This window comes from Pseudomonas sp. Sample_21 (genome assembly GCF_004307525.1).
In the GTDB taxonomy this organism is placed as follows: Bacteria; Pseudomonadota; Gammaproteobacteria; order Pseudomonadales; family Pseudomonadaceae; genus Aquipseudomonas; species Aquipseudomonas atacamensis.
This window is the reverse complement of the sequence record NZ_RCNZ01000017.1, coordinates 45,286-66,054: the sequence shown is the minus strand read 5'-3', so window position 1 is coordinate 66,054 and position 20,769 is coordinate 45,286. Positions and strand designations below refer to the sequence as shown.

Genomic DNA, 20,769 nt, shown 5'->3' with positions numbered 1-20,769 from the left:
TTGATGTCTTCGGCGCAAGTCTTGAACCCTTCCTGACCGTCCTTGCAGGTTTCAATCAGGTCGTTGAGTACAGAAATGGCTTCTTTATTCATGTCGGTCATTTTTCAATTCCTTGCGATGGGTTGAAGATGCAAGGGATATTGCAGTGTGCGTGCCAGCTTCGCTTAAGGTAAAAATATCTTTGTTTTCAGTGACTTAAGAAAGATTGAACCATCTGTATGCTGGTTTTTTGCATGATCTGTCATTTGGCCTGCATGCAGAATGCCTGTATTTTCCGGGCTGTCATGTGAATCGATGAAGCGTGCTGATGAATCCGGAAAAACTCGAACTGCTGATCACCCGCGAGATGCCCTTCGGCAAATACAAAGGGCGGATCATTGCCGACTTGCCTGGCCCCTATCTGAACTGGTTCGCCCGTGAAGGCTTTCCCCACGGTGAACTCGGTGGCCTGTTGGCGTTGATGCAGGAGATCGACCACAACGGCCTGTCCGACCTGCTCGAGCCGCTGCGCGCCAAACACGGCAAACCCGCCCCGCGCCACTGACGCGCCCTTCCCTCTTGAGCCTTGCCGACCATGCCTGACAACACCCGCCGCGCCCGTGACGAAGCCTTCTGGCAAACCTTTGCCGACCGATACGATGTGCAGCCCGGCCCGGTCAACCTGGAAAACGGTTACTTCGGGCGCATGTCGCGCACAGTGATCGAGGAATACCAGCGCAACATCGAGCTGATCAACACCAGTAACTCGATTTATGCACGCCAGCGCTTTGAACAGCACGACAACCTCGAAATCCGCGCGCAACTGGCCGAACTGATTGGCGTCCGCGCGCAAAGCGTGGCGCTGACGCGCAATGCCACCGAAGGCCTGCAATCGCTGATCCGCAATTACAATCGCCTGCAACCGGGCGATCAGGTGCTGATCTGTGATCTTGAGTACGACACGGTCAAAGGCGCCATGCGCTGGCTGGCGCAACAGCGTGGCGTTGAGGTCATCGAGATTACCCACCACCATCCCGCCAGTTTCGACAGCCTGCTGGAAAGCTACCGCGAAGCTTTTACCCGCCACCCGAAGCTCAAACTGATGGCGCTGACCCATGTCACCCATCGCACCGGTCTGGTCATGCCGGTGCAGGCCATCGCCGCACTGGCCAAAGAGCACGGCGTCGACATCATCCTCGACGGTGCCCACGCCCTCGGCCAGATTGAATTTGACCTGCAAGCGTTGGGCATCGCTTTCGCCGGTTACAACCTGCACAAATGGATCGGCGCACCGCTGACCCTTGGCTTCATCTATATCGCCCCGCAGCGTCTGGCTGATATCGATCCGGACATGGGCGAGATGCATTACCCGATTACCGATATCCGCGCGCGCACCTCGTACAGCACGCCGAACATCCCGGCGCTGATGACTTTGCCGCTGGTGTTCGAAGAGCACGACGCGCTCGGCGGCGCCGCAGCCAAAAGCCCTCGCCTGAATTACCTGCGCAACCTGTGGGTCAGCGCCGTGCGACACCTGCCGGGCATCGAAGTGCTGACACCGGACGACCCGCAACTGTATTGCGGGATCACCGCGCTGCGCTTCACCCGGCATACCGATCAACAGGCCATGGCCGAGCGTCTGCTCAACGAATTCAACCTGTTCACCGTGGTGCGCACCGGCGCCGCGTGCGGGCCGTGCATTCGCATCACCCCGGGGCTGACCACCACGGCTGGCGAGATGGAGCAGTTGGTCCACGCATTGAACCAGCTGCGCTAGAACGGCACACCGGAGTTTTTTTCGTAGCCTTCAAGACCCAACTGCGCCGACACGGCGAAGGTATCGATGCCGAGGGTCAGGCTGGCGAAGGCGCCGTCTTCAAGATCGGCGCCGGCGATCGGCCGCAATACCAACTGCAAGGCGTCCTCGGCGGCAGCTTCACAGCCGCAGCGGCCTGGGAGGTGCAAGGTGCCGGCCCAGGCCTCGTGGTGAGCTTGGGCTCCTGCTTCGTCGCCGGGAATGAATACGTTCAGCTTCAGGCAAGCAGCCCCGTGCGCAGGTCGATCCGGATAGACACTGGTGAAGCGGACGATGCCATGGCTATCAGTCAATTGACTGCCGCCCAGGCTGGTGTCGCCATCGACACGCTGTTGAATGCGCACCAGCGCGCCGATGACCGGCTCGCTGGTCATCGCATCGACCAGCGACAGACGCAGGATCAGCGGCAGGCCTTGGACACCCTGGCTGATATTGCGCACTTGGGAATCGGCTGCGGGGCGGCCGAGGGGAAGTTGCTTCGGTTGATAACGGGATTGTGGTGTAAGGGTCAGAGACTGACGGTCGTCCATGAGGCGTTCTCTCTTCCATAAGATGGACGCAGATTAACCCCGTGAAAAAGCCAGCGTGCAGTAACTATGTATCGCGGCATGTACCGGCAGTTTTTTCAGCGCAAAAAAAAGGTGCGCCGACCAAGCGCACCATAAAGCCGTAAAGCACACAACGAGGTGTAGGGGTAAAGATCAGTCCAGCAGCGCCAGGGCCTCGGCGGTGCATTCCTGAATGCGCGCCCAGTCGCCGTTCTTGATCCACTCCGGATCAAGCATCCAGCTACCGCCCACGCACATGACGTTTTTCAGCGCCATGTAGCTCTTGATATTGGCCGGGCCGACGCCGCCAGTCGGGCAGAATTTCACTTCACCGAACGGGCCGCCGAGCGCCTTGATTGCCGCCACGCCACCGCTGACTTCCGCCGGGAACAGCTTGAAGCGGCGATAGCCCAGACCGTAGCCTTCCATGATCCCCGAGGCGTTGCTGATGCCCGGCAACAGCGGAATCGGGCTGTCGACGCTGGCTTCGAGCAGGTCACGAGTGATGCCCGGGGTGACGATGAATTGCGAACCGGCCGCTTCCGCCGCTGCGAGCATGTTGCGGTCGAGCACGGTGCCGGCACCGGTCATCAGTTCCGGGCGCTGTTCGCGCAGGATCTGAATGGCCTTGAGGCCGAACTGCGAACGCAGGGTCACTTCCAGCGCAGTCAGGCCACCGGCAGCGAGGGCGTCGGCGAGTGGCAGCACGTCCTGTTCGCGGGCGATGGTGATCACTGGCAGAATCCGCGCCTTGGCGCAGAGACTGTCGATCAGGGCAACTTTGTCCGCCATGGAAACGGTCGGGGATGGGGTTGTCATAGCGGCTGTTCCTTGGCTCATGGGCACCAGTAAATCTCTAACGTAGGTTGCAGAAACGCGCGCACCGGCATGGCCGCAACGTCATCGGATGCCAGCGCGGCATTCAGGGTGGTCAGTTTCGATTGACCGGAAATCGACAGAATCTTGTGCCGGGCCGAGGCCAGCAGCGCGCGGCTCATGGTCAGGCGCTGACGCGGCACGCTGGGCGCCAGCATCGGCCAGCAACGGCGCGTGCCATCGGCTTGCAGGGCTTCGCCGAGGTTCGGGCTGTCGGGGAACAGCGACGCGGTGTGACCGTCATCGCCCATGCCCAGCACCAGCACGTCAATCGGCGGCAATTCCGCGAGCAAGCGATCGGCCTGTTCCGCAGCCTGCTCGACGTTGGCCGCCGCGCTGTAGAGGCTGAGGAACTGCGCCTTGGCTGCCGGGCCTTTGAGCAGATACTGCTTGAGCAGGCCGGCATTGCTGTCGGCATGTTCAACCGGTACCCAGCGTTCGTCGGCCAGGGTCACGACGACCTTCGACCAGTCCAGCTCCTGCTTGGCCAGGTGCTGGAAGAACGCTACCGGGCTGCGCCCGCCGGACACCACCAGCACCGCGTTGCCGCGTGCAGCAATGGCGTCGCTCAGTTGCTTGGCAACGTTCAGCGCCAGGCCTTCGGCGAGCAGCACCGGGCTGTTGAATTCGCGGGCAGTCACGCCCGTCGGCAGTTGCACATCAGATATCGCCATACCACGACCTCCCGTCCCGCGTGATCAAAGCAATGGAGCTCATCGGCCCCCACGACCCGGCCGCATACGGCTTGGGCGCGTCGCCGGATTTCTTCCACCCGGCGATCAGCTGGTCACACCACTTCCACGCGGCTTCGATTTCATCTTTACGGACAAACAGGTTCTGATTGCCGTTCATCACTTCCAGCAACAACCGCTCATAGGCATCGGGGATCCGCGCGCTACGCCAGGTGTCGGAGAAATTCAGTTGCAGCGGGCCGCTGCGCAGTTGCATGCCCTTGTCCAGGCCCTGCTCCTTGGTCATCACGCGCAAGGAAATGCCTTCGTCCGGTTGCAGGCGGATGATCAGTTTGTTGCTGATCTGCAGACGCTGCTCCGGGGCGAAAATGTAGTGCGACGGTTCCTTGAAGTGGATGACGATCTGCGACAGCTTCTGCGGCATGCGCTTGCCGGTACGCAGGTAGAACGGCACGCCGGCCCAGCGCCAGTTGCGGATGTCGGCACGCAGGGCGACGAAGGTTTCGGTGTCGCTCTGGGTGTTGGAATTCGGTTCTTCGAGGTAACCCGGAACGGATTTCCCCTCGCTGTGGCCGGCGATGTACTGGCCGCGCACCACTTGTGTGGTCAGGCCTTCCGGGCTGATCGGCGCGAGCGCCTTGAGCACTTTCACTTTCTCGTCACGGATGCTGTCGGCGGACAGGTCGGCCGGCGGATCCATGGCAATCAGGCAGAGCAGCTGCAACAGGTGATTCTGGATCATGTCGCGCAGCTGGCCGGCTTTGTCGAAATAGCCCCAACGGCCTTCGATGCCGACCTTCTCGGCCACGGTGATTTCCACGTGGGAGATGTAATTCTGGTTCCACTGGGTTTCGAACAGGCTGTTGGCGAAACGCAGGGCGATCAGGTTCTGAACGGTCTCTTTGCCCAGATAGTGGTCGATGCGGTAGGTGCGGTCTTCCGGGAAAAACTGCGCGACGGCGTCGTTGACCTTGCGCGAAGACTCCAGGTCAGAGCCGATCGGTTTTTCCAGCACCACGCGAGTGTTCTCGGCCAGACCGACTTTCTCGAGGTTCTCGCAGATCGCGCCGTATACCGCCGCCGGAGTAGCGAAGTAGGCAATCATGCGCTGGATGCTGCCGGCCAGTTCCGCCAGCGCCACGTAATCCTCAGCCTTGAGGAAGTCGACGTGCAGATAGGTCAGGCGCGCGAGAAAGCGCTCGGCTACGGTTTCGTTCAGCTCTTTGCCGACGTAACGGCGCAATTCGGCGGCGATGAACGCCATGTGCTGCTGCTCGCTGCCGGGCTCACGGGCCAGCGCGATGATGCGCGTGTCCTCGTGCAGCAGGTCGGCACCGTCAAGGTGATACAGGGCAGGAAACAGCTTGCGCAGGGCCAGATCGCCAAGCGCGCCGAACAAGGCAAAGGTGCACGGTTCAACCGTAATGGAAGGCATGATGTTTGTTCTTTTATCAAGTTAAGCTACAAATACCTTTTTTCAAGGCATCACTCAAGGGAAAATGTAGTAATAACCACAACATTTTCGCAGAATACTCAATCCGAGTGGTGGTCGCCCGGACGCATCAGTAGGATAGGCCACCGTCACGGGCCATATCAAAGGCCCAATTTGCATAGCCCGACGCAACTCTGCGTCGGTGAATCAGGAATTCCATATGGACCGCGTGCGAAATTTACTGGAACAGATCCAGAGTCGCCTTGAAGAGCTGAACAAGGCCGAACGTAAGGTCGCCGAGGTGATCCTGCTCAACCCGCAGCAGGCCACCCGCTTCAGCATCGCCGCCCTCGCCCAGGCCGCCTCGGTGAGCGAACCGACGGTCAACCGTTTCTGCCGCTCGTTCGGTGTAAGCGGTTATCCCGAACTCAAGCTGCAATTGGCCCAGAGCCTGGCCAGTGGCGCGGCGTATGTCAGCCGCGCGGTCGAGGCTGACGACAATCCCGAGGCGTACACGCAGAAGATTTTCGGCAGCGCCATCGCCTCCCTGGACAGCGCTTGCCAGGCACTCGACCCGAACCTGATCAGCCGCGCCGTCGACCTGTTGATCCAGGCGCGGCAGATCCATTTTTTCGGCCTCGGCGCTTCAGCCCCGGTGGCGCTGGATGCGCAGCACAAGTTCTTCCGCTTCAACCTTGCGGTCACCGCGCATGCCGATGTGCTGATGCAGCGAATGATTGCTTCGGTGGCGCACACCGGTGAGCTGTTCGTGATCATTTCCTACACCGGGCGTACCCGCGAGCTGGTGGAAGTGGCGCGGATTGCCCGCGAGAACGGTGCTTCGGTGTTGGGCCTGACGGCGGAGAATTCACCGCTGGCCAAGGCCAGTACCTTGAGCCTGAATATTCCGTTGCCGGAAGACACCGACATTTACATGCCGATGACGTCGCGGATCATTCAGTTGACCGTGCTGGATGTGCTGGCGACCGGGATGACGTTGCGTCGCGGGGTGGATTTCCAGCCGCATCTGCGCAAGATCAAAGAGAGCTTGAATGCCAGCCGGTATCCGGTTGGGGATGAATTCAACTAAAGATCAAAAGCCCCCTCACCCCAGCCCTCTCCCGGAGGGAGAGGGAGCCGACCGAGGTGTCTTGCGCGGTACATCGACCTGAAATATCCAGTCGATTATGGATTCAGAACTGCACTTTCACGTCGGCGTAATTCTTGAGCATCCCCCATTCGGTCCCCTCTCCCTCTGGGAGAGGGCTAGGGTGAGGGTATCGGTGTACTTGACGCACTAAGCCGCCGCCCACGCCTGCAAACTCAAATGCGCCTTCTCCCCCGGCGCCAGGTGCAGGCTGTCGGTGCCGCCCGCTGCTGCTTCTACGCAAACGAATTCCGATACCTCGTCCCAGCTCACCCCCAGCAACGGCCGCGCGCCGGGATGCCAGACGACGGTGTCGCCGCTGTCACCGGTATCGATGCACAACTCGCGCTGCCAGGCGTGATCCTTGAGCTGCAATTCGCCGTCGTGCTGGAACACCCGCTGACAGCCGCCATCGACTCGCAACTCGCCTTCCTGCTGGCAAACCTGACGATTCAACTGATCATAACCCTGCGCGCCTTCGAGCCCAGACAGCGCTATCTCACCAACATCGCCTATACGCCAGTAAGCGTGCAAAGCCTGGCTCAACTGGCACGGCATGTCGTCCTGATGCTCGGTGCTCAGGCGTAATTCCATGCGTTCGCCAAGGTGCGCATGCAGGTCAACCTGCCAGTCGCACAGCTGTAATTGCCAGTGCAGGCGCACGCCATCCTCGGCGCTGCTGCTGTCGAGCAGTTTCCAGTCGAGCAGTCGCGCCCAACCATGGGACGGCCACGCGTTTTCGCTCGGATGACGGCCATACCACGGCCAGCACACCGGCACGCCACCGCGAATCGCGCCGACATGCGGCCACTTCGCCGCGCACCACAACCACGGCTTCTGCCCGCGCGGCTGAAAATGCAGCAACTGCGCGCCCTGACGACTGAACACCGCCTGACACAGCGGATGATCGATCACCAACACGTCGCGCATCTGATAGCGCTCCCAGGCGAACACCGGTCGCTCGCGCAGGGATTTGAAGAAGCGTTGCAGCGGATGCTCATGCATTGGCTACGGTCCTGAAAATCATGGGGTACTTATCAATCCAAAAGCCTTGCATAGCACTTTGTGGCGAGGGGATTCATCCCCGCTGGGTCGCGAAGCGGCCCTGAATACCATTCACCGAGGTGTATCAGCCAGATTGTGCTTGTAGGATTTGGGGCCGCTTCGCAGCCCAGCGGGGATGAATCCCCTCGCCACAAAAAATTCTCCAGCCACAAAAAATCATCAAGCAACACATCTGACCTGTGTCACAAAAAAAAGCGGACAGCCTTGGCTGTCCGCAAAATGCGCACATAGAGAGGAGCTTATCGCAGACGCGTCAGAACGTTGACTGAATTTTCAGGCCAGCGACCAAAGCGTTATCGACTTCATCCACACCGCCCGGATGGGTGATGTATTGCAGGTTGGGACGCACGGTCAGCCAGTTGGTGACATGGATGCCGTAGTTGAGTTCGTAGTTGTACTCGGTCTCACGAATCGGCGAGAACGCGGCGTTGTCGTAGTCGGACACACCGTTGGCAGCGTTCAGCAGTTCAGCATTGCGCTTGACGTCCTTGTTGACGTGGATACGCGCAGCGCCAATACCGATGTCATCTTTCGGACGCGCATCGAACGGGCCTTTGTAGACAAACATCACCGACTGGTAGTTGTCGATGAAGTTGGTGTCCTTGTCGTGGAAAGTCGCGTTGGCAGCGATGTTCAGACCGCGAGTGGCATCACCGTTGTGGCTGGTGAGTTGCTGTTGCGCAACGAACCAGTAACCGCTTTTGCTGTTGTGCGACTTGTAGTCATCACCGGTGGTTGCCGCATCGAGACCGTTGACGTCTTCGCGAACGTCGTCGGCATCGGCCGTGCTCTTGTAGTAACCGACGCGGTATTCGCCCGGCAGGCTGTTGACCTTCGGCGACCAGACCAATTCAACCGGCAGCACGGTACCTTTGGTGCCGCTGCCGCTGAGCTTGAAGCCGTTGCCGTGTTCCAGTTGCGACGGGTTCTGGTTGTACGCACCGATTTGCGCGTAGAGCTCGTCGTTGATGTTGTACTTCACACGGATCGCGGCCTGGCTGACGGGCCAGTTGTACCAGATGTTGGTCGCCCAGTTACCCACTTGCGAACCGCAGAACGCCAGGTTCTGGAAGTCGCACGGGAAGGTGTTGAAGTCTTCGCCTTCGCCGAAGTAACCGGCCTTGACGTCGAGCTTGTTGTCGAAGAACTGGTGCTGGATCCACAGTTGGGTCAGACGCACCATGTGGCCACGGCCGTAGACTTCCTGCGAGGAGCTGAGGGTGCCGGCACGCGGATCGCCAACGCGGTCGTTGGAGATGTTGTAACCGTTACGATTGGTCAGCTGGATCTTCGCCTGGGTGTTGTCCCAGCCCCACAGTTTCTGCAGGTCGAGGGCCACGCCCAGACCGAACTGGTCGGCGTAACGCGCGGTCTTGTCGTCGTTGTAGCCGCCGTTCAGGTTGGCGCCCATCTCGCCAACGTAGTCGGCCTTGATGTCGATACCCTGCTCGATCAGCTTGGTGCGCTCGCCGCCCCAGTCGCCGGTCATCCACTTGGAGTCGGAGCTGAACGCATCCGCCGCCATTGCATTACCGGCCAGCACCAGTGCAGCTGCCGCAGAAACCTGGCAGATCAACCGGGCATTGACGTGTTTCTTTTTCATCCCTACATCCTCGTCTTTATTGTTATTAACTGTTTTTATCTAACGCGGTTTACATAAATTGCAGTGCTCGACAGGCCGGACACCGCGTGCTCCTTTGTGGGAGCGAGCCTGCTCGCGAATGCGGTGGAACAGGCGACATCAATGCTGGATGTCAGACCGCTTTCGCGAGCAGGCTCGCTCCCACATTTGTTCCTCAGCGCCCCTTGAACTGGGCGACGTTCGCAGACCGCGCATCGGTCTGCGGTTGGCCGGCAGTGCCGAGGCGCTCACCGGTATTGGCATCGAACAACAACACTTTCGATGGATCGAACTGCAGCGTCAGGCTTTCGCCCACTTGCGGTGCCACGTCCGGCGCCAGTCGGCAGCAGACCTTGGTGTCGTTCAAGTTGACGAACACCAGGGTGTCCGGACCGGTCGGTTCGGTGACCTGCACTTCGGCGCGGATGCTTGGCAGACCATTGCCCTCGCCGTTCGCCAGCACGATCTGCTCCGGGCGCAGGCCGAGGATCACTTCGCGATCTTCAAGCCCGGCGTCCTGCATGCTCATCGGCAATTCGCAGCGCGCCTGGCCGCTGTCGAGCAGCGCCAGCAGACGACCGTCCTTGCGCTGCAAACGCAGGGGAATGAAGTTCATCGGCGGCGAACCGATGAAGCTCGCCACGAACAGGTTGGCCGGGTTGTTGTAGATGTCTTTCGGCGTACCGAACTGCTGAATGATGCCGTCCTTCATCACCGCGACCTTGTCGCCCAGGGTCATCGCTTCGATCTGGTCGTGGGTCACGTAGACCGTGGTGGTTTTGAGGCGCTGGTGCATCAGTTTCATTTCGGTACGCATCTCGACGCGCAGCTTGGCGTCGAGGTTCGACAGCGGTTCGTCGAACAGATAGATCTTCGGCCGCCGCGCCAAGGCACGGCCCATCGCCACGCGCTGTTGCTGACCACCGGAGAGCTGGCCCGGCTTGCGATTGAGCAGGTGTTCGATCTGCAACAGCTTGGCCACGCGGGCGACTTCTTCGTCGATCGCTGCTTGGGGCATCTTGCGGATCTTCAGGCCGAACTCGATGTTCTCGCGCACGCTCATGGTCGGGTACAGCGCGTAGGACTGAAACACCATGGCGATGTCACGATCCTTGGGGCTCATGCCGCTGACATCCTGATCACCGATCATGATCGCGCCGCCGGTGATGGTTTCCAGACCGGCGATGCAGTTCATCAAGGTCGATTTGCCGCAGCCCGACGGGCCGACGAGGATCAGGAATTCACCGTCTTTGATCGACAGTTCGATGTTCTTCAGGGTGTCCGGCAGGCCGGCCCCGTAGGTCTTGTTTACGTTGCGAAGTTCAAGCGTAGCCATGATTACCCCTTGACCGCGCCGGCCGTCAGCCCGCGCACGAAATACTTGCCTGCGACCACATAGACCAGCAGGGTCGGCAGGCCGGCGATCATCGCCGCTGCCATATCCACGTTGTATTCCTTGGCGCCGGTGCTGGTGTTGACCAGGTTGTTCAGCGCCACGGTGATCGGTTGCGAATCACCGCTGGAGAACACCACACCGAACAGGAAGTCGTTCCAGATCTGGGTGAACTGCCAGATCAGGCAGACCATGATGATCGGCGTCGACATCGGCAGAATGATGCGGCGGAAAATCGTGAAGAAACCCGCGCCATCCAGACGCGCAGCCTTGACCAGCGCATCGGGAATGCTCACGTAGTAGTTGCGGAAGAACAGCGTGGTGAACGCCAGGCCGTAGACCACGTGCACGAAGACCAGGCCGGTGGTGGTGCTCGCCAGGCCCATCTTGCCGAGGGTGAACGAGGCTGGCAGCAGCACGGTCTGGAACGGCAGGAAGCAGCCGAACAGCAACAGACCGAAGAACAACTGCGAACCACGGAAGCGCCACATCGACAGCACGTAACCGTTCAACGCACCGATGGAGGTCGAGATGATTACCGCCGGCACGGTGATCTTGATCGAGTTCCAGAAGTAGCCGTCAACCGTGGCCCAGGCCTTGACCCAGCCAATGCCGCTGACCACGGTCGGCCAGCTCAACAGGTTGCCGGTGCTGATGTCTTCCGGGGTCTTGAAGCTGGTCAGCAACATCACCACCAGCGGCACCAGATACAGAAACACCGCAAGGATCAGCACCGCGTAGATCGCGATGCGGCTCAAGCTGATAGCGGGTTTGGCAGCAAGACTAGTCATGACGCTTGGTCCTCAGCTCGGAGTACAGGTAAGGCACGATGATCGCGAGGATCGCACCGAGCATCAGAATCGCACTGGCCGAGCCCATGCCCATCTGGCCGCGACTGAAGGTGAAGGAATACATGAACATCGCTGGCAGGTCGGAGGAATAACCCGGACCGCCGGCGGTCATTGCCGCAACGAGGTCGAAACTCTTGATAGCGATGTGCGCGAGGATCATCACCGCACTGAAGAACACCGGACGCAGGCTTGGCAGCACGACTTTCCAGTAGATGCGCGGCATGCTCGCGCCGTCGATCTGCGCAGCACGGATGATCGATTGATCGACGCCACGCAGGCCGGCGAGGAACATCGCCATGATGAAGCCCGAGGCTTGCCACACAGCGGCAATCACCAGGCAGTAGACCACGCGATCAGGGTCGATCAGCCAGTCCAGACGGAAACCTTCCCAGCCCCAGTCACGCAACAATTTGTCCAGGCCCATGCCCGGGTTGAGCAGCCATTTCCACGCGGTACCAGTGACGATCATCGAGAGCGCCATCGGGTACAGGTAAATGGTGCGGATAAAGCCTTCGCGACGGATGCGCTGGTCGAGGAACACCGCCAGCAACACGCCGATCACCAGAGTGATGCCGATGAACATGCCGCCGAACACGGCGAGGTTCTTGCTCGCCACCCACCAGCGATCGTTGTCGAACAACCGCGCGTATTGCGCCAGACCGGCCCACTTGTAGTTGGGCAGGAAGGTCGAGGTGGTGAACGACAGAATGAACGTCCACAGGATGTAGCCATAGAAGCCCACCAGCACGATGAACATGCTCGGCGCCAGCACCAGTTTCGGTAGCCAGCGCTGCAACGCATCGAACGGCGAGGCCTTGCTGAACACAGCAACAGAACTCATGGGGAAATCCACAATAAGGGTTTACGAAAGCATTCCCTTGCAGAAGTGAGCCCTGTGGCGAGGGGATTTATCGCCGATCGACTGCGCAGCAGTCGCGAAATCATTACATGCGGTATTTCAGACACTGCGCCGCTGCAACTTTCCGGGGTCGCTTCGCAACCCATCGGGGATGAATCCCCTCACCACAAACGCCCACTCCTACAGGGCCAAGCATTACTTGGCCGACTGAACCGCCGCGCCGAGTTTCTTCGCCGCATCGGCCGGGTCGGCTTTCGGGTCGTTGATGTAGTTGGTGACTACGTCAAAGAACGCGCCCTGCACCGCCAGCGTGGTCGCCATGTTGTGCGCCATGCTTGGTTGCAGGCCGCCGGACTTGGCGTCCGCCAGGAAGTCCTTGGCAGCGGTCTGTGCGCAGGAGTCGAAGCCGAGCTTGTCCATGTTGTTCAACATGTCGTTGCGCACCGGGATCGAGCCTTTGTTGATGCTGAAGACTTTCTGGAAGTTCTCACCCAACACGACTTTGGCGATGTCCTGCTGACCGGCCGCAGTGCCTGCGTCCTTCTGCTTGAACACGGCCAGCGAGTCGATGTTGTAGGTGAACGCCTTGTCGGTGCCCGGAAACGCTACGCACTCGTAGTCCTTGCCGGCGACTTTCTTGGCGGCGGTCCATTCGGACTTGGCCCAGTCACCCATGATCTGCATGCCGGCCTTGCCGTTGATGACCTTGGCCGCTTCGAGGTTCCAGTCCTGACCTTTGCCGTCCGCGTCCATGTAGGTCGCGACTTTCTTCAGCTCGGTGAGCGCCTTGACCATTTCCGGGCCGGTCAGCGCTTTGTTGTCGAGATCGACCAGGGCTTTCTTGTAGCCATCCACGCCCATGACCGAGAGCACCACGGCTTCGAACACGGTGCTGTCCTGCCAAGGCTGACCGCCGTGGGCGAGGGGAATGAAGCCCGCCGCTTTCAGCTTGTCGCCGGCTGCGTAGAACTCTTCGAGGGTGGTTGGATTCTTGGTGATGCCGGCTTTCTTGAAGACTTCCGGGTTGATCCACAGCCAGTTCACGCGGTGAATGTTCACCGGCACGGCCACGTAATCACCGTCGTACTTCACGGTATCGGAGACTTTCTTGTCGAGCAGGCTGTCCCACTTTTCCGACTTGGCGACGTCTTTCAAAACGTCGGTGTCGAGCAGACCGGTCGACGCCCATTCCTGGATGTCCGGGCCTTTGATCTGCGCTACGCCTGGCGGGTTGCCGGCAACGGCACGGCTTTTCAGCACGGTCATGGCAGTCGCACCGCCACCACCGGCGACAGCGCCGTCCTTCCAGGTGAAACCGTCTTTTTCGACTTGGGCCTTGAGCACATCGACAGCGGCTTTTTCGCCACCGGAAGTCCACCAGTGCACGACTTCCACCGAACCTTTGGATTCGGCAGCGGAGACACTGAGCGGCAGGATTGCGAGCGGGAACAGGGAGGCGACAGAAATGACAGTAGCGAGGCGAGAAATCGCATTCATTCGAGATGTACCTTTCTTGTTGTTATGCATTGCAAGTCTGGTGCTTGCGCTGCACGGAGTTTAAACAGAGCGTTTCGCTTCGCAGGTAACGAAGGGACGCGTAAATGTCACGACATGGTTACACAGGCACAGGCCAGGACAACTGCGCCAAAGCCGTGGCCATGCTTGGCGCCAGCGGCAATCGCGGAATCAGCACAGCCTGCCAGGCGTGATACAGATCGGGCTTGCCCGGCCAGATATCGGCACTTGGCACATTCTGCGGATTGAGTTCGTGGTGCCAACTGCCGTTGCAGCGGTCGATGAAATTCGTCTCGCAGAACTCCCAGAACAGCCGGTACCAGGTTTCGTATTGCCCGTCGCCGGTGCGTTTGAGCAAGGCACTGGCGGCGGCGCTGGCTTCGGCATGCGTCCAGTGCAGGCGATGGCGGACCACGGCTTTGTTGTGCCAGTCGAGGGTGTAGACAATGCCCGGTGCGCCATCGACATCCCAGCCGTGCCGGCAATTGTTTTCGAAGAGTTTTTGCGCATCAGTCGCCAGCCAGCCCGGCGTAAGCATGCCGGCCTGCACCCGCGCGGCTTCAAGATGCAGGAGCAAGCGCGCCCACTCGAAACCGTGGCCCGGCGTGGTGCCGTAAGGACGAAAACCGTCAGCCGGATTGTCGTGGTTGTATTCGCGCAGCGGTTGCCAATCGCGATCGAAGTGTTCGATGACCATGTAGTCGTTGGCTGCAGCGTGACCATGGATCACTCGTTCGACGATGCGCTGGGCGCGCACCAGCCAGCGCGGATCTTCAGTGACATCGGCCAGCGCGAGGAATGCTTCGGTCGCGTGCATGTTGCTGTTGGCGCCGCGATAGGCTTCTTCTTCGCTCCAGTCGCGATTGAAGAATTCGCGCATGGCGCCCTCTTCTTCGCTCCAGAAATAAGTGTCGATGATGTCGATTGCGTCATCGAGCAAGGCCTGGGCGCCGGGCCGTTGTGCGACCACGGCGGAGCTGGCGGCGAGCGCGACAAAGGCGTGCAGGTAGGCGTTCTTGCCGGTGTTGTCGTCGCGGTGTTCGGCCACCGCAAACCAGCCGCCGTGCAACGCATCACGCAGTGGCCCGCGCAACGCGGCGATACCGTGATCGACCAGCTCGGCAAACCCCGGCAGGCCCTGAATGTGGGCCATGGCGAAGCTGTGGGTCATGCGCGCGGTGTTCATGCTCTCGGCTTGCGCGTGCGCCGGCAAACGGCCGCGCTCGTCGAGATTGCCGAAGCCTTCGGGCAGTCGTGATGCCTTGGCGAAATCCAGCAGACGCAGGCCTTCGGTAGCGAGCCATTGCTGGTGGGCAGGGGCGTTCAGCCAACTGCTGAAGTCTGGGTGAAAGGTGTCCATGGCGTGACCCTTTTTTGTTGTTAGGACTGCGGGCAGTCTAAACAACGGGCCGGGGCGGGCTTGTAACGAAGGGGACGGTATTTGTCACTAGCTCGTGACAAAAGAGAAGAGCAAAAGCACCCTCACCCCAACCCTCTCCCGGAGGGAGAGGGGGCCGACCGAGGTGTCTTGCGTCCTCTGTCGACCTGAAAAATATTGGCGATTATGGATTCACCACCGCATTTACAGGTCAGCGCAGCTCAGCAGCATCCCCCAATCGGTCCCCTCTCCCTCTGGGCGGTCCGACGTTTCGGGAGGGCTAGGGTGAGGGGCTTTTCGGGGCTAATCCACAGACCGAGGCAACTGCAACGTCACCCGCAACCCGCCCTCACGTAGGTTCTGCAACGTCACCTCGCCGCCATGGCTATGCGCAATGTTGCGTGCAATGCCCAGACCGAGTCCGTAGCCCTGCTGCTGCCCCGCCAAACGGAAGTGCGGCTCGAACACTTGCTCCAGCCGCTGCTGCGGCACACCCGGCCCTTCATCATCGACATGCAGAACAAAGGCGCTGTCATCGTCATCGATGTGCAGATGCGCGTTCTGCCCGTACTTCAAGGCGTTGTCGATCAGGTTGCCGATGCAGCGCTTGAGCGCCAGTGGTTTGCCCGGGTATGCCGACAGCGCGCGGCCATGCTGAGTGACGCGGCCATTGCCGTTCGGCGCCAGATACGGCTCGACCAGGCAATCGAGGACATGATTGAGATCCACCGGCTCGATGTTCTCGTGGATGTCGGTGTCTTTCACGCATTGCAGAGCGCCTTTGACCAGCAGCTCCAGCTCATCCAGATCGCGGCCGAACTTGGCTTGCAGCTGTTCGTCCTCGAGCAGCTCGACGCGCAAACGCAAACGAGTGATCGGCGTGCGCAAGTCGTGGGAAATCGCGCTGAACAACTGGCTGCGTTCGGTCAGGTAGCGGCTGATGCGTTCGCGCATGGTGTTGAACGCGCGACCGACTTCGACCACTTCACTGCCACCGCCCTCCGCCACCGGCTCGACGTCGGCACCCAGCGACAGATCCCGCGCTGCCCGCGCCAGACGCTTGAGCGGCCGGCTCTGCCAGTGCACCAGCAGGCCGATGAACAACAGCAAAAAGCCGCTGGTGAGGACGATAAACCACACCTGCTGCGCCGGCAGGCCTTGCTCTTCGAGACTGGTGTACGGCTCCGGCAGCAACGAGGCGATGTACAGCCATTCGCCCGGAGCCATTTGAATCTGCGTGACCAGCACCGGCGGATTCACCGGCTCCAGGGTCAGCGCGTAATGCGCCCAGGAGCGTGGCAATTCATCAAGTTTCAGCCCGGCGTTGAAAATCCGCAGGTCTTCGGGGCTGACGAAGGTCACCGAAATATCCGTGTCATGGCCCAGAGACTGGCGCAGCACTTCGTCCACCGCTTGCATCACCGCAGCCTTGCGCGGCGTCACCGGCAGCACGTCCATGCCCAGCGGCTTGTCATTGAGGGTCACGACAAACCGGGTGCCGCCCATGCTGCGCAACTGATCGAGCACCAGCGGTCGGTAGGCCACCGGCAGGGAACGGAAATAGCTGACGCTGGCAGTCATCGAATGCGCCAGGCTGCGGGCGCTGGTGACCAGGCCTTCGAGCTGGGTGGCGCGCAGTTGCGACACCCAGATCACGCTCGACAGCGTCTGCGCGAACAGCACCGCCAGCAGAGTCAGCAGCAGCATCCGCCCGAGCAGTGAGCGCGGCACCGGTATGCGGTTGGCAAATTTGCGTAGCGACTCAGTGAGCATTGCCGGCAACCACATTGGCTGCCAACTGATAACCGCTGCCGCGCACCGTGCGGATCAGCCGTGGCGGTTTTTCGGTGTCGCGCAGGCGTTGGCGCAAACGACTGACGGCCATGTCGACGATGCGATCGAGCGGCATCAGATCGCGGCCACGGGTGGCGTTGCCGATGGTGTCGCGGTCGAGGATTTGCTGCGGATGATCGAGGAACAGTTTCAGCAGGGCGAAATCGGCACCGGAGAGGATCACTTCCTCGCCGTCGGTGTGGAACAGCCGATGGCTGACCGTGTCCAGGCGCCAGTCGTCGAAGACCAGCACTTCGCTGCCGCTGCGTTCGTGGGCGAATTGCGCGCGACGCAGCAGGGCCTTGATCCGCGCTTGCAGTTCGCGCGGGCTGAACGGTTTGCCGAGGTAATCGTCGGCGCCGAGCTCCAGACCGATCACCCGGTCGGCTTCGTCGGAACTGGCAGTCAGCATGATGATTGGCACCTGTGCCTGACGCGGGTGCTGGCGTACCCAACGGCACAGGCTGAAGCCGTCTTCGTCGGGCAGCATGACATCGAGGATCACCAGATCGCTCGGCGCCTCGTTGAGCGCCTGACGAAAACCGGCACCATCGGCGGTGGCCCTCACCTGAAACCCGGCGCGGGTCAGGTAGGTTTCCAGCAACTCGCGTATTTCCTGGTCGTCATCGACCAACAATATCGACTTGTTGACTGAGCTCACTTCGAAGGCATCCTTGTTGTTGGAGTTGGGGCGGATTATGCCTTAAGCATCAAACTAACAAACACTACAGAAACCCTTGTGGGAGCGAGCCTGCTCGCGAATCGGTTTTAACATTCAACAGATCTGTTGACTGACACACCGCTTTCGCGAGCAGGCTCGCTCCCACAATTGGATTGCATTTCAGGTCGGGATTGATTGGTCCAGGGCCACACCGGCACCAACGAGGCCGGAATACGGCGCGGTCACCAGCCAGACCGGGATGCCTTTGAAGTAATCGCTCATGCAGCCCTTGTCGGCGAAGCAGCGGGCGAAGCCGCTGGCGAGGAAGAAATCGGCGAAGCGTGGAATCACTCCGCCAACGATGAACACGCCACCGCGCGCGCCGGTGGTGAGCACGTTGTTGCCGGCAACGCGACCCAGCCAGCAGCAGAATTGCTCGAGCACTTCCAAAGCAATCGGATCACCGGCCAGACCGGCGGCGGTGATCGCTTCCGGCGTCTCAAGCTTCGGCTCATGGCCATCCACCGCGCAGATCGCCCGGTACAGCCGCGGCAGGCCGCCGCCGCTCAACGCGGTTTCCGCGCTGACATGGCCGATCTCGTTGTAGATGTGTTGCCACAGTTGCGTTTCGCGCGGACTGCTCAGCGGCAGGTCGACGTGGCCGCCCTCGCCCGGCAACGCCGCGAAGCGGCCTTCACCGAGATCGAGCAAGGTGCCGACACCCAGGCCAGTGCCCGGGCCGATCACCACCGCCGGGCGCAACGGCTCCGGCGTGCCTTCGCAAACCACGCGGAATTCGCCGGGCTGCAAGCGGGTCATGCCCAGCGCCATCGCCGAGAAGTCGTTGGTCAGCAACAACTGCTCGACCTGCAAGGTCTTGCAGAACGCGCTGCGGCTGAGCCGCCAGTGATTGTTGGTGAATTTGAATTCATCGCCACTCACCGGACCTGCCACCGACAGGCACACCGAGCCGATCGAGCCCGGCGCCAGACCGAGCCCGCTCAGGTACAAGGCGATTGCCTCTTCCGGGCTGGCAAAGTCGGCCGTGGCCAGCACCTGAACCGATTGCAGTTGCTGGTTTTGCCACAACGCGAACCGCGCGTTGGTGCCTCCGATGTCACCGACCAAAGCCAGTTTCAATTAAGCGTCTCCAGGGCAGAAGTGAAGGCGCTGGCGCCCTGCTCCGCCGAGCTGAAGGCCATGCGCATGAAGCCAAACAGCTCGCGGCCGCTGCCAATGTTGTTGCCCAACAGGCCCTTGGCGGGTTCGCGCGCTGCAAATTCGGCGGCGTCGACCTTCAGTTCCAAGGTGCCTTTGACGCCATCGACGCGGATGATATCGCCCTCTTGCACGCGCGCCAAAGCGCCACCGACATAAGCTTCCGGGCTGACGTGAATCGCTGCGGGGATTTTCCCCGACGCGCCGGACATGCGCCCGTCAGTCACTAGCGCCACTTTGAAGCCGCGATCCTGCAATACGCCGAGGAACGGCGTCATCTTGTGCAGCTCCGGCATGCCGTTGGAACGTGGGCCCTGGAAGCGCATCACCGCGACGAAATCCTTCTCCAGCAGACCGGCCTTGAATGCGTCCGCCAGGTCTTGTTGATCCTGGAACACCATCGCCGGTGCTTCGACGATCTGGTTCTCCAGCGCAACGGCGGAAACCTTCATCACCCCGCGACCGAGATTGCCTTCCATCACCCGCAAGCCGCCCTCTTGCGAGAACGCACGGGACACCGGACGCAGGATGTTTTCGTCGAGGCTGTCGGTCGGCCCTTCGCGCCAGACCAGCTCACCGTTATCGAGGAACGGCTCTTTGGTGTACTGGCTCAGGCCATGGCCGAGCACAGTGTTGACGTCTTCATGCAGCAGGCCGGCGCCGAGCAGTTCGCGGATCAGGAACGACATGCCGCCCGCTGCCTGGAAGTGGTTGATGTCGGCTTTGCCGTTCGGGTAGACGTGGCTCAGGGTCGGCACGACTTCGGAGAGGTCGGCCATGTCCTGCCAGGTCAGTTGAATGCCAGCGGCCATGGCGATGGCCGGCATGTGCAGGGTGTGGTTGGTCGAGCCGCCGGTGGCGTGCAAGGCAACGATGGAGTTGACCAGCGCCTTCTCGTCGACGATTTCGCCGATCGGCATGAAGTTGCCGTTCTGCTTGGTCAGGCGCGTGACCTGATGCGCGGCTTCGCGGGTCAGGGCGTCGCGCAGTGGTGTGTTCGGGTTGACGAAAGAGGCGCCCGGCAGGTGCAGGCCCATGACTTCCATCAGCAACTGGTTGGTGTTGGCGGTGCCGTAGAAGGTGCAGGTGCCCGGGCTGTGGTAGGACTTCATCTCCGATTCCAGCAGCTCTTCGCGGGTGGCCTTGCCTTCGGCGTACTTCTGGCGGACGTCGGCTTTTTCCTTGTTGGAAATCCCCGAAACCATCGGCCCGCCCGGGACGAAGATCGTTGGCAGATGACCGAAACGCAGCGAACCCATCATCAGGCCCGGGACGATCTTGTCGCAGATGCCGAGCATCAGCGCGCCGTCGAACATGTTGTGCGACAGCGCCACGGCGGTGGACATGGCGATGACTTCGCGGCTCGGCAGGCTCAGTTCCATGCCCGGCTCGCCCTGGGTCACGCCGTCGCACATCGCCGGAGTGCCGCCGGCGAACTGGCCGACCGAGCCGATTTCGCGCAGGGCGTTCTTGATCTGTTGTGGAAAGACTTCGTACGGCTGGTGCGCCGAAAGCATGTCGTTATACGAAGACACAATGGCGATGTTCGCCGAGTTCATCATCCGCAGGCTGTGCTTGTCTTCAGTGCCGCAACCGGCCACGCCGTGGGCGAAGTTGGCGCATTGCAGCTTGCCGCGCATCGGGCCGTCGGTGGCGGCGCCGCGAATCAATGCAAGGTAAGCCTGACGCGTGGCGCGGCTGCGGGCGATAAGCCGTTCGGTGACCTCAAGAACGCGGGGATGCATGTGTAGAACTCCAGGCTAACGGATGTGGCGACCTGATTGTCTATGCTGATCAAAAGCCGTTGTTGTTGGAATGACAGACGGCTTTTTTGACCATTCGGACCAGTTGATTCAGGTCACTCGTTGTAGATAAAACAAAATAT

Annotated in this window: 18 protein-coding genes and 1 pseudogene; 3 read left to right on the top strand and 16 right to left on the bottom strand. The window is 60.7% G+C overall.

From position 1 onward, the window contains the following. A pseudogene (locus D8U71_RS01300) lies at positions 1–101 on the bottom strand (DUF2383 domain-containing protein); the annotation flags it as partial. 206 nt (positions 102–307) lie between these two features. On the opposite strand from D8U71_RS01300, the gene D8U71_RS01295 reads away from it, so the two are divergent. Both D8U71_RS01295 and D8U71_RS01290 read left to right on the top strand, forming a co-directional pair. Then, positions 308–544 (top strand): DUF3820 family protein, encoded by a 237-nt coding sequence (locus tag D8U71_RS01295; RefSeq protein ID WP_003227425.1) that lies wholly within the window; start codon positions 308–310, stop codon positions 542–544. A gap of 30 nt (positions 545–574) precedes the next feature. Next, positions 575–1,756, top strand: coding sequence for an aminotransferase class V-fold PLP-dependent enzyme (locus D8U71_RS01290; protein WP_016773541.1), 1,182 nt, complete (start codon positions 575–577; stop codon positions 1,754–1,756). Here the strand turns inward: D8U71_RS01290 and D8U71_RS01285 are convergent. The 4 genes from D8U71_RS01285 to zwf form a co-directional block, all read right to left on the bottom strand. Beyond that, positions 1,753–2,325 (bottom strand): hypothetical protein, encoded by a 573-nt coding sequence (locus D8U71_RS01285; RefSeq protein ID WP_130887002.1) that lies wholly within the window; start codon positions 2,323–2,325, stop codon positions 1,753–1,755. The two genes, D8U71_RS01290 and D8U71_RS01285, sit on opposite strands and share 4 nt — an antisense overlap. A gap of 171 nt (positions 2,326–2,496) precedes the next feature. Continuing rightward, on the bottom strand, positions 2,497–3,162 hold the full coding sequence (locus tag D8U71_RS01280; RefSeq protein ID WP_016773539.1) for a bifunctional 4-hydroxy-2-oxoglutarate aldolase/2-dehydro-3-deoxy-phosphogluconate aldolase: 666 nt from the start codon (positions 3,160–3,162) through the stop codon (positions 2,497–2,499). A 17-nt stretch (positions 3,163–3,179) separates the two neighbouring features. Continuing rightward, positions 3,180–3,893 (bottom strand): 6-phosphogluconolactonase, encoded by a 714-nt coding sequence (pgl, locus tag D8U71_RS01275; RefSeq protein ID WP_130887001.1) that lies wholly within the window; start codon positions 3,891–3,893, stop codon positions 3,180–3,182. Beyond that, positions 3,880–5,346 carry a glucose-6-phosphate dehydrogenase gene (zwf, locus tag D8U71_RS01270; RefSeq protein ID WP_130887000.1) on the bottom strand — a complete coding sequence of 489 codons (1,467 nt, stop codon included), beginning with the start codon at positions 5,344–5,346 and terminating at the stop codon, positions 3,880–3,882. The genes pgl and zwf overlap by 14 nt, the downstream gene beginning before the upstream one ends. 226 nt (positions 5,347–5,572) lie before the next feature. On the opposite strand from zwf, the gene D8U71_RS01265 reads away from it, so the two are divergent. Further along, positions 5,573–6,433, top strand: coding sequence for a MurR/RpiR family transcriptional regulator (locus D8U71_RS01265; RefSeq protein WP_169842436.1), 861 nt, complete (start codon positions 5,573–5,575; stop codon positions 6,431–6,433). Between the two features lie 207 nt (positions 6,434–6,640). On the opposite strand, the gene D8U71_RS01260 is transcribed toward D8U71_RS01265, so the two are convergent. The 11 genes from D8U71_RS01260 to edd form a co-directional block, all read right to left on the bottom strand. Then, positions 6,641–7,495 (bottom strand): D-hexose-6-phosphate mutarotase, encoded by an 855-nt coding sequence (locus D8U71_RS01260; RefSeq protein WP_073472039.1) that lies wholly within the window; start codon positions 7,493–7,495, stop codon positions 6,641–6,643. 313 nt (positions 7,496–7,808) lie between these two features. Continuing rightward, on the bottom strand, positions 7,809–9,158 hold the full coding sequence (locus tag D8U71_RS01255) for a carbohydrate porin (protein WP_016773536.1): 1,350 nt from the start codon (positions 9,156–9,158) through the stop codon (positions 7,809–7,811). A gap of 193 nt (positions 9,159–9,351) precedes the next feature. Further along, complete coding sequence (gene ugpC / locus D8U71_RS01250) at positions 9,352–10,512, bottom strand: sn-glycerol-3-phosphate ABC transporter ATP-binding protein UgpC (protein ID WP_024014060.1); 1,161 nt, start codon at positions 10,510–10,512, stop codon at positions 9,352–9,354. Positions 10,513–10,514: 2 nt separating this feature from the next. Next, the gene (locus tag D8U71_RS01245) at positions 10,515–11,360 is read right to left on the bottom strand and encodes a carbohydrate ABC transporter permease (protein WP_125926433.1); all 846 of its coding nucleotides are present in this window, start codon (positions 11,358–11,360) and stop codon (positions 10,515–10,517) included. Beyond that, positions 11,353–12,261: a sugar ABC transporter permease gene (locus tag D8U71_RS01240; protein ID WP_016773533.1), complete on the bottom strand. Its 909-nt coding sequence runs from the start codon at positions 12,259–12,261 to the stop codon at positions 11,353–11,355. Before D8U71_RS01240 ends, D8U71_RS01245 begins: the two co-directional genes overlap by 8 nt. 213 nt (positions 12,262–12,474) lie before the next feature. After that, positions 12,475–13,776, bottom strand: a complete 1,302-nt coding sequence (locus D8U71_RS01235) for an ABC transporter substrate-binding protein (protein WP_090285552.1) — start codon at positions 13,774–13,776, stop codon at positions 12,475–12,477. Positions 13,777–13,894: 118 nt separating this feature from the next. Beyond that, the gene (locus D8U71_RS01230) at positions 13,895–15,154 is read right to left on the bottom strand and encodes an AGE family epimerase/isomerase (RefSeq protein WP_130886999.1); all 1,260 of its coding nucleotides are present in this window, start codon (positions 15,152–15,154) and stop codon (positions 13,895–13,897) included. Between the two features lie 321 nt (positions 15,155–15,475). Further along, positions 15,476–16,945, bottom strand: a complete 1,470-nt coding sequence (locus tag D8U71_RS01225) for an ATP-binding protein (RefSeq protein ID WP_016773530.1) — start codon at positions 16,943–16,945, stop codon at positions 15,476–15,478. After that, on the bottom strand, positions 16,935–17,666 hold the full coding sequence (locus D8U71_RS01220) for a response regulator transcription factor (RefSeq protein ID WP_016773529.1): 732 nt from the start codon (positions 17,664–17,666) through the stop codon (positions 16,935–16,937). Before D8U71_RS01220 ends, D8U71_RS01225 begins: the two co-directional genes overlap by 11 nt. A gap of 180 nt (positions 17,667–17,846) precedes the next feature. Further along, complete coding sequence (locus tag D8U71_RS01215; RefSeq protein WP_130886998.1) at positions 17,847–18,806, bottom strand: glucokinase; 960 nt, start codon at positions 18,804–18,806, stop codon at positions 17,847–17,849. Beyond that, on the bottom strand, positions 18,803–20,629 hold the full coding sequence (gene edd / locus D8U71_RS01210) for a phosphogluconate dehydratase (protein ID WP_016773527.1): 1,827 nt from the start codon (positions 20,627–20,629) through the stop codon (positions 18,803–18,805). The genes D8U71_RS01215 and edd overlap by 4 nt, the downstream gene beginning before the upstream one ends. Between the last annotated feature and the right edge of the window lie 140 nt (positions 20,630–20,769).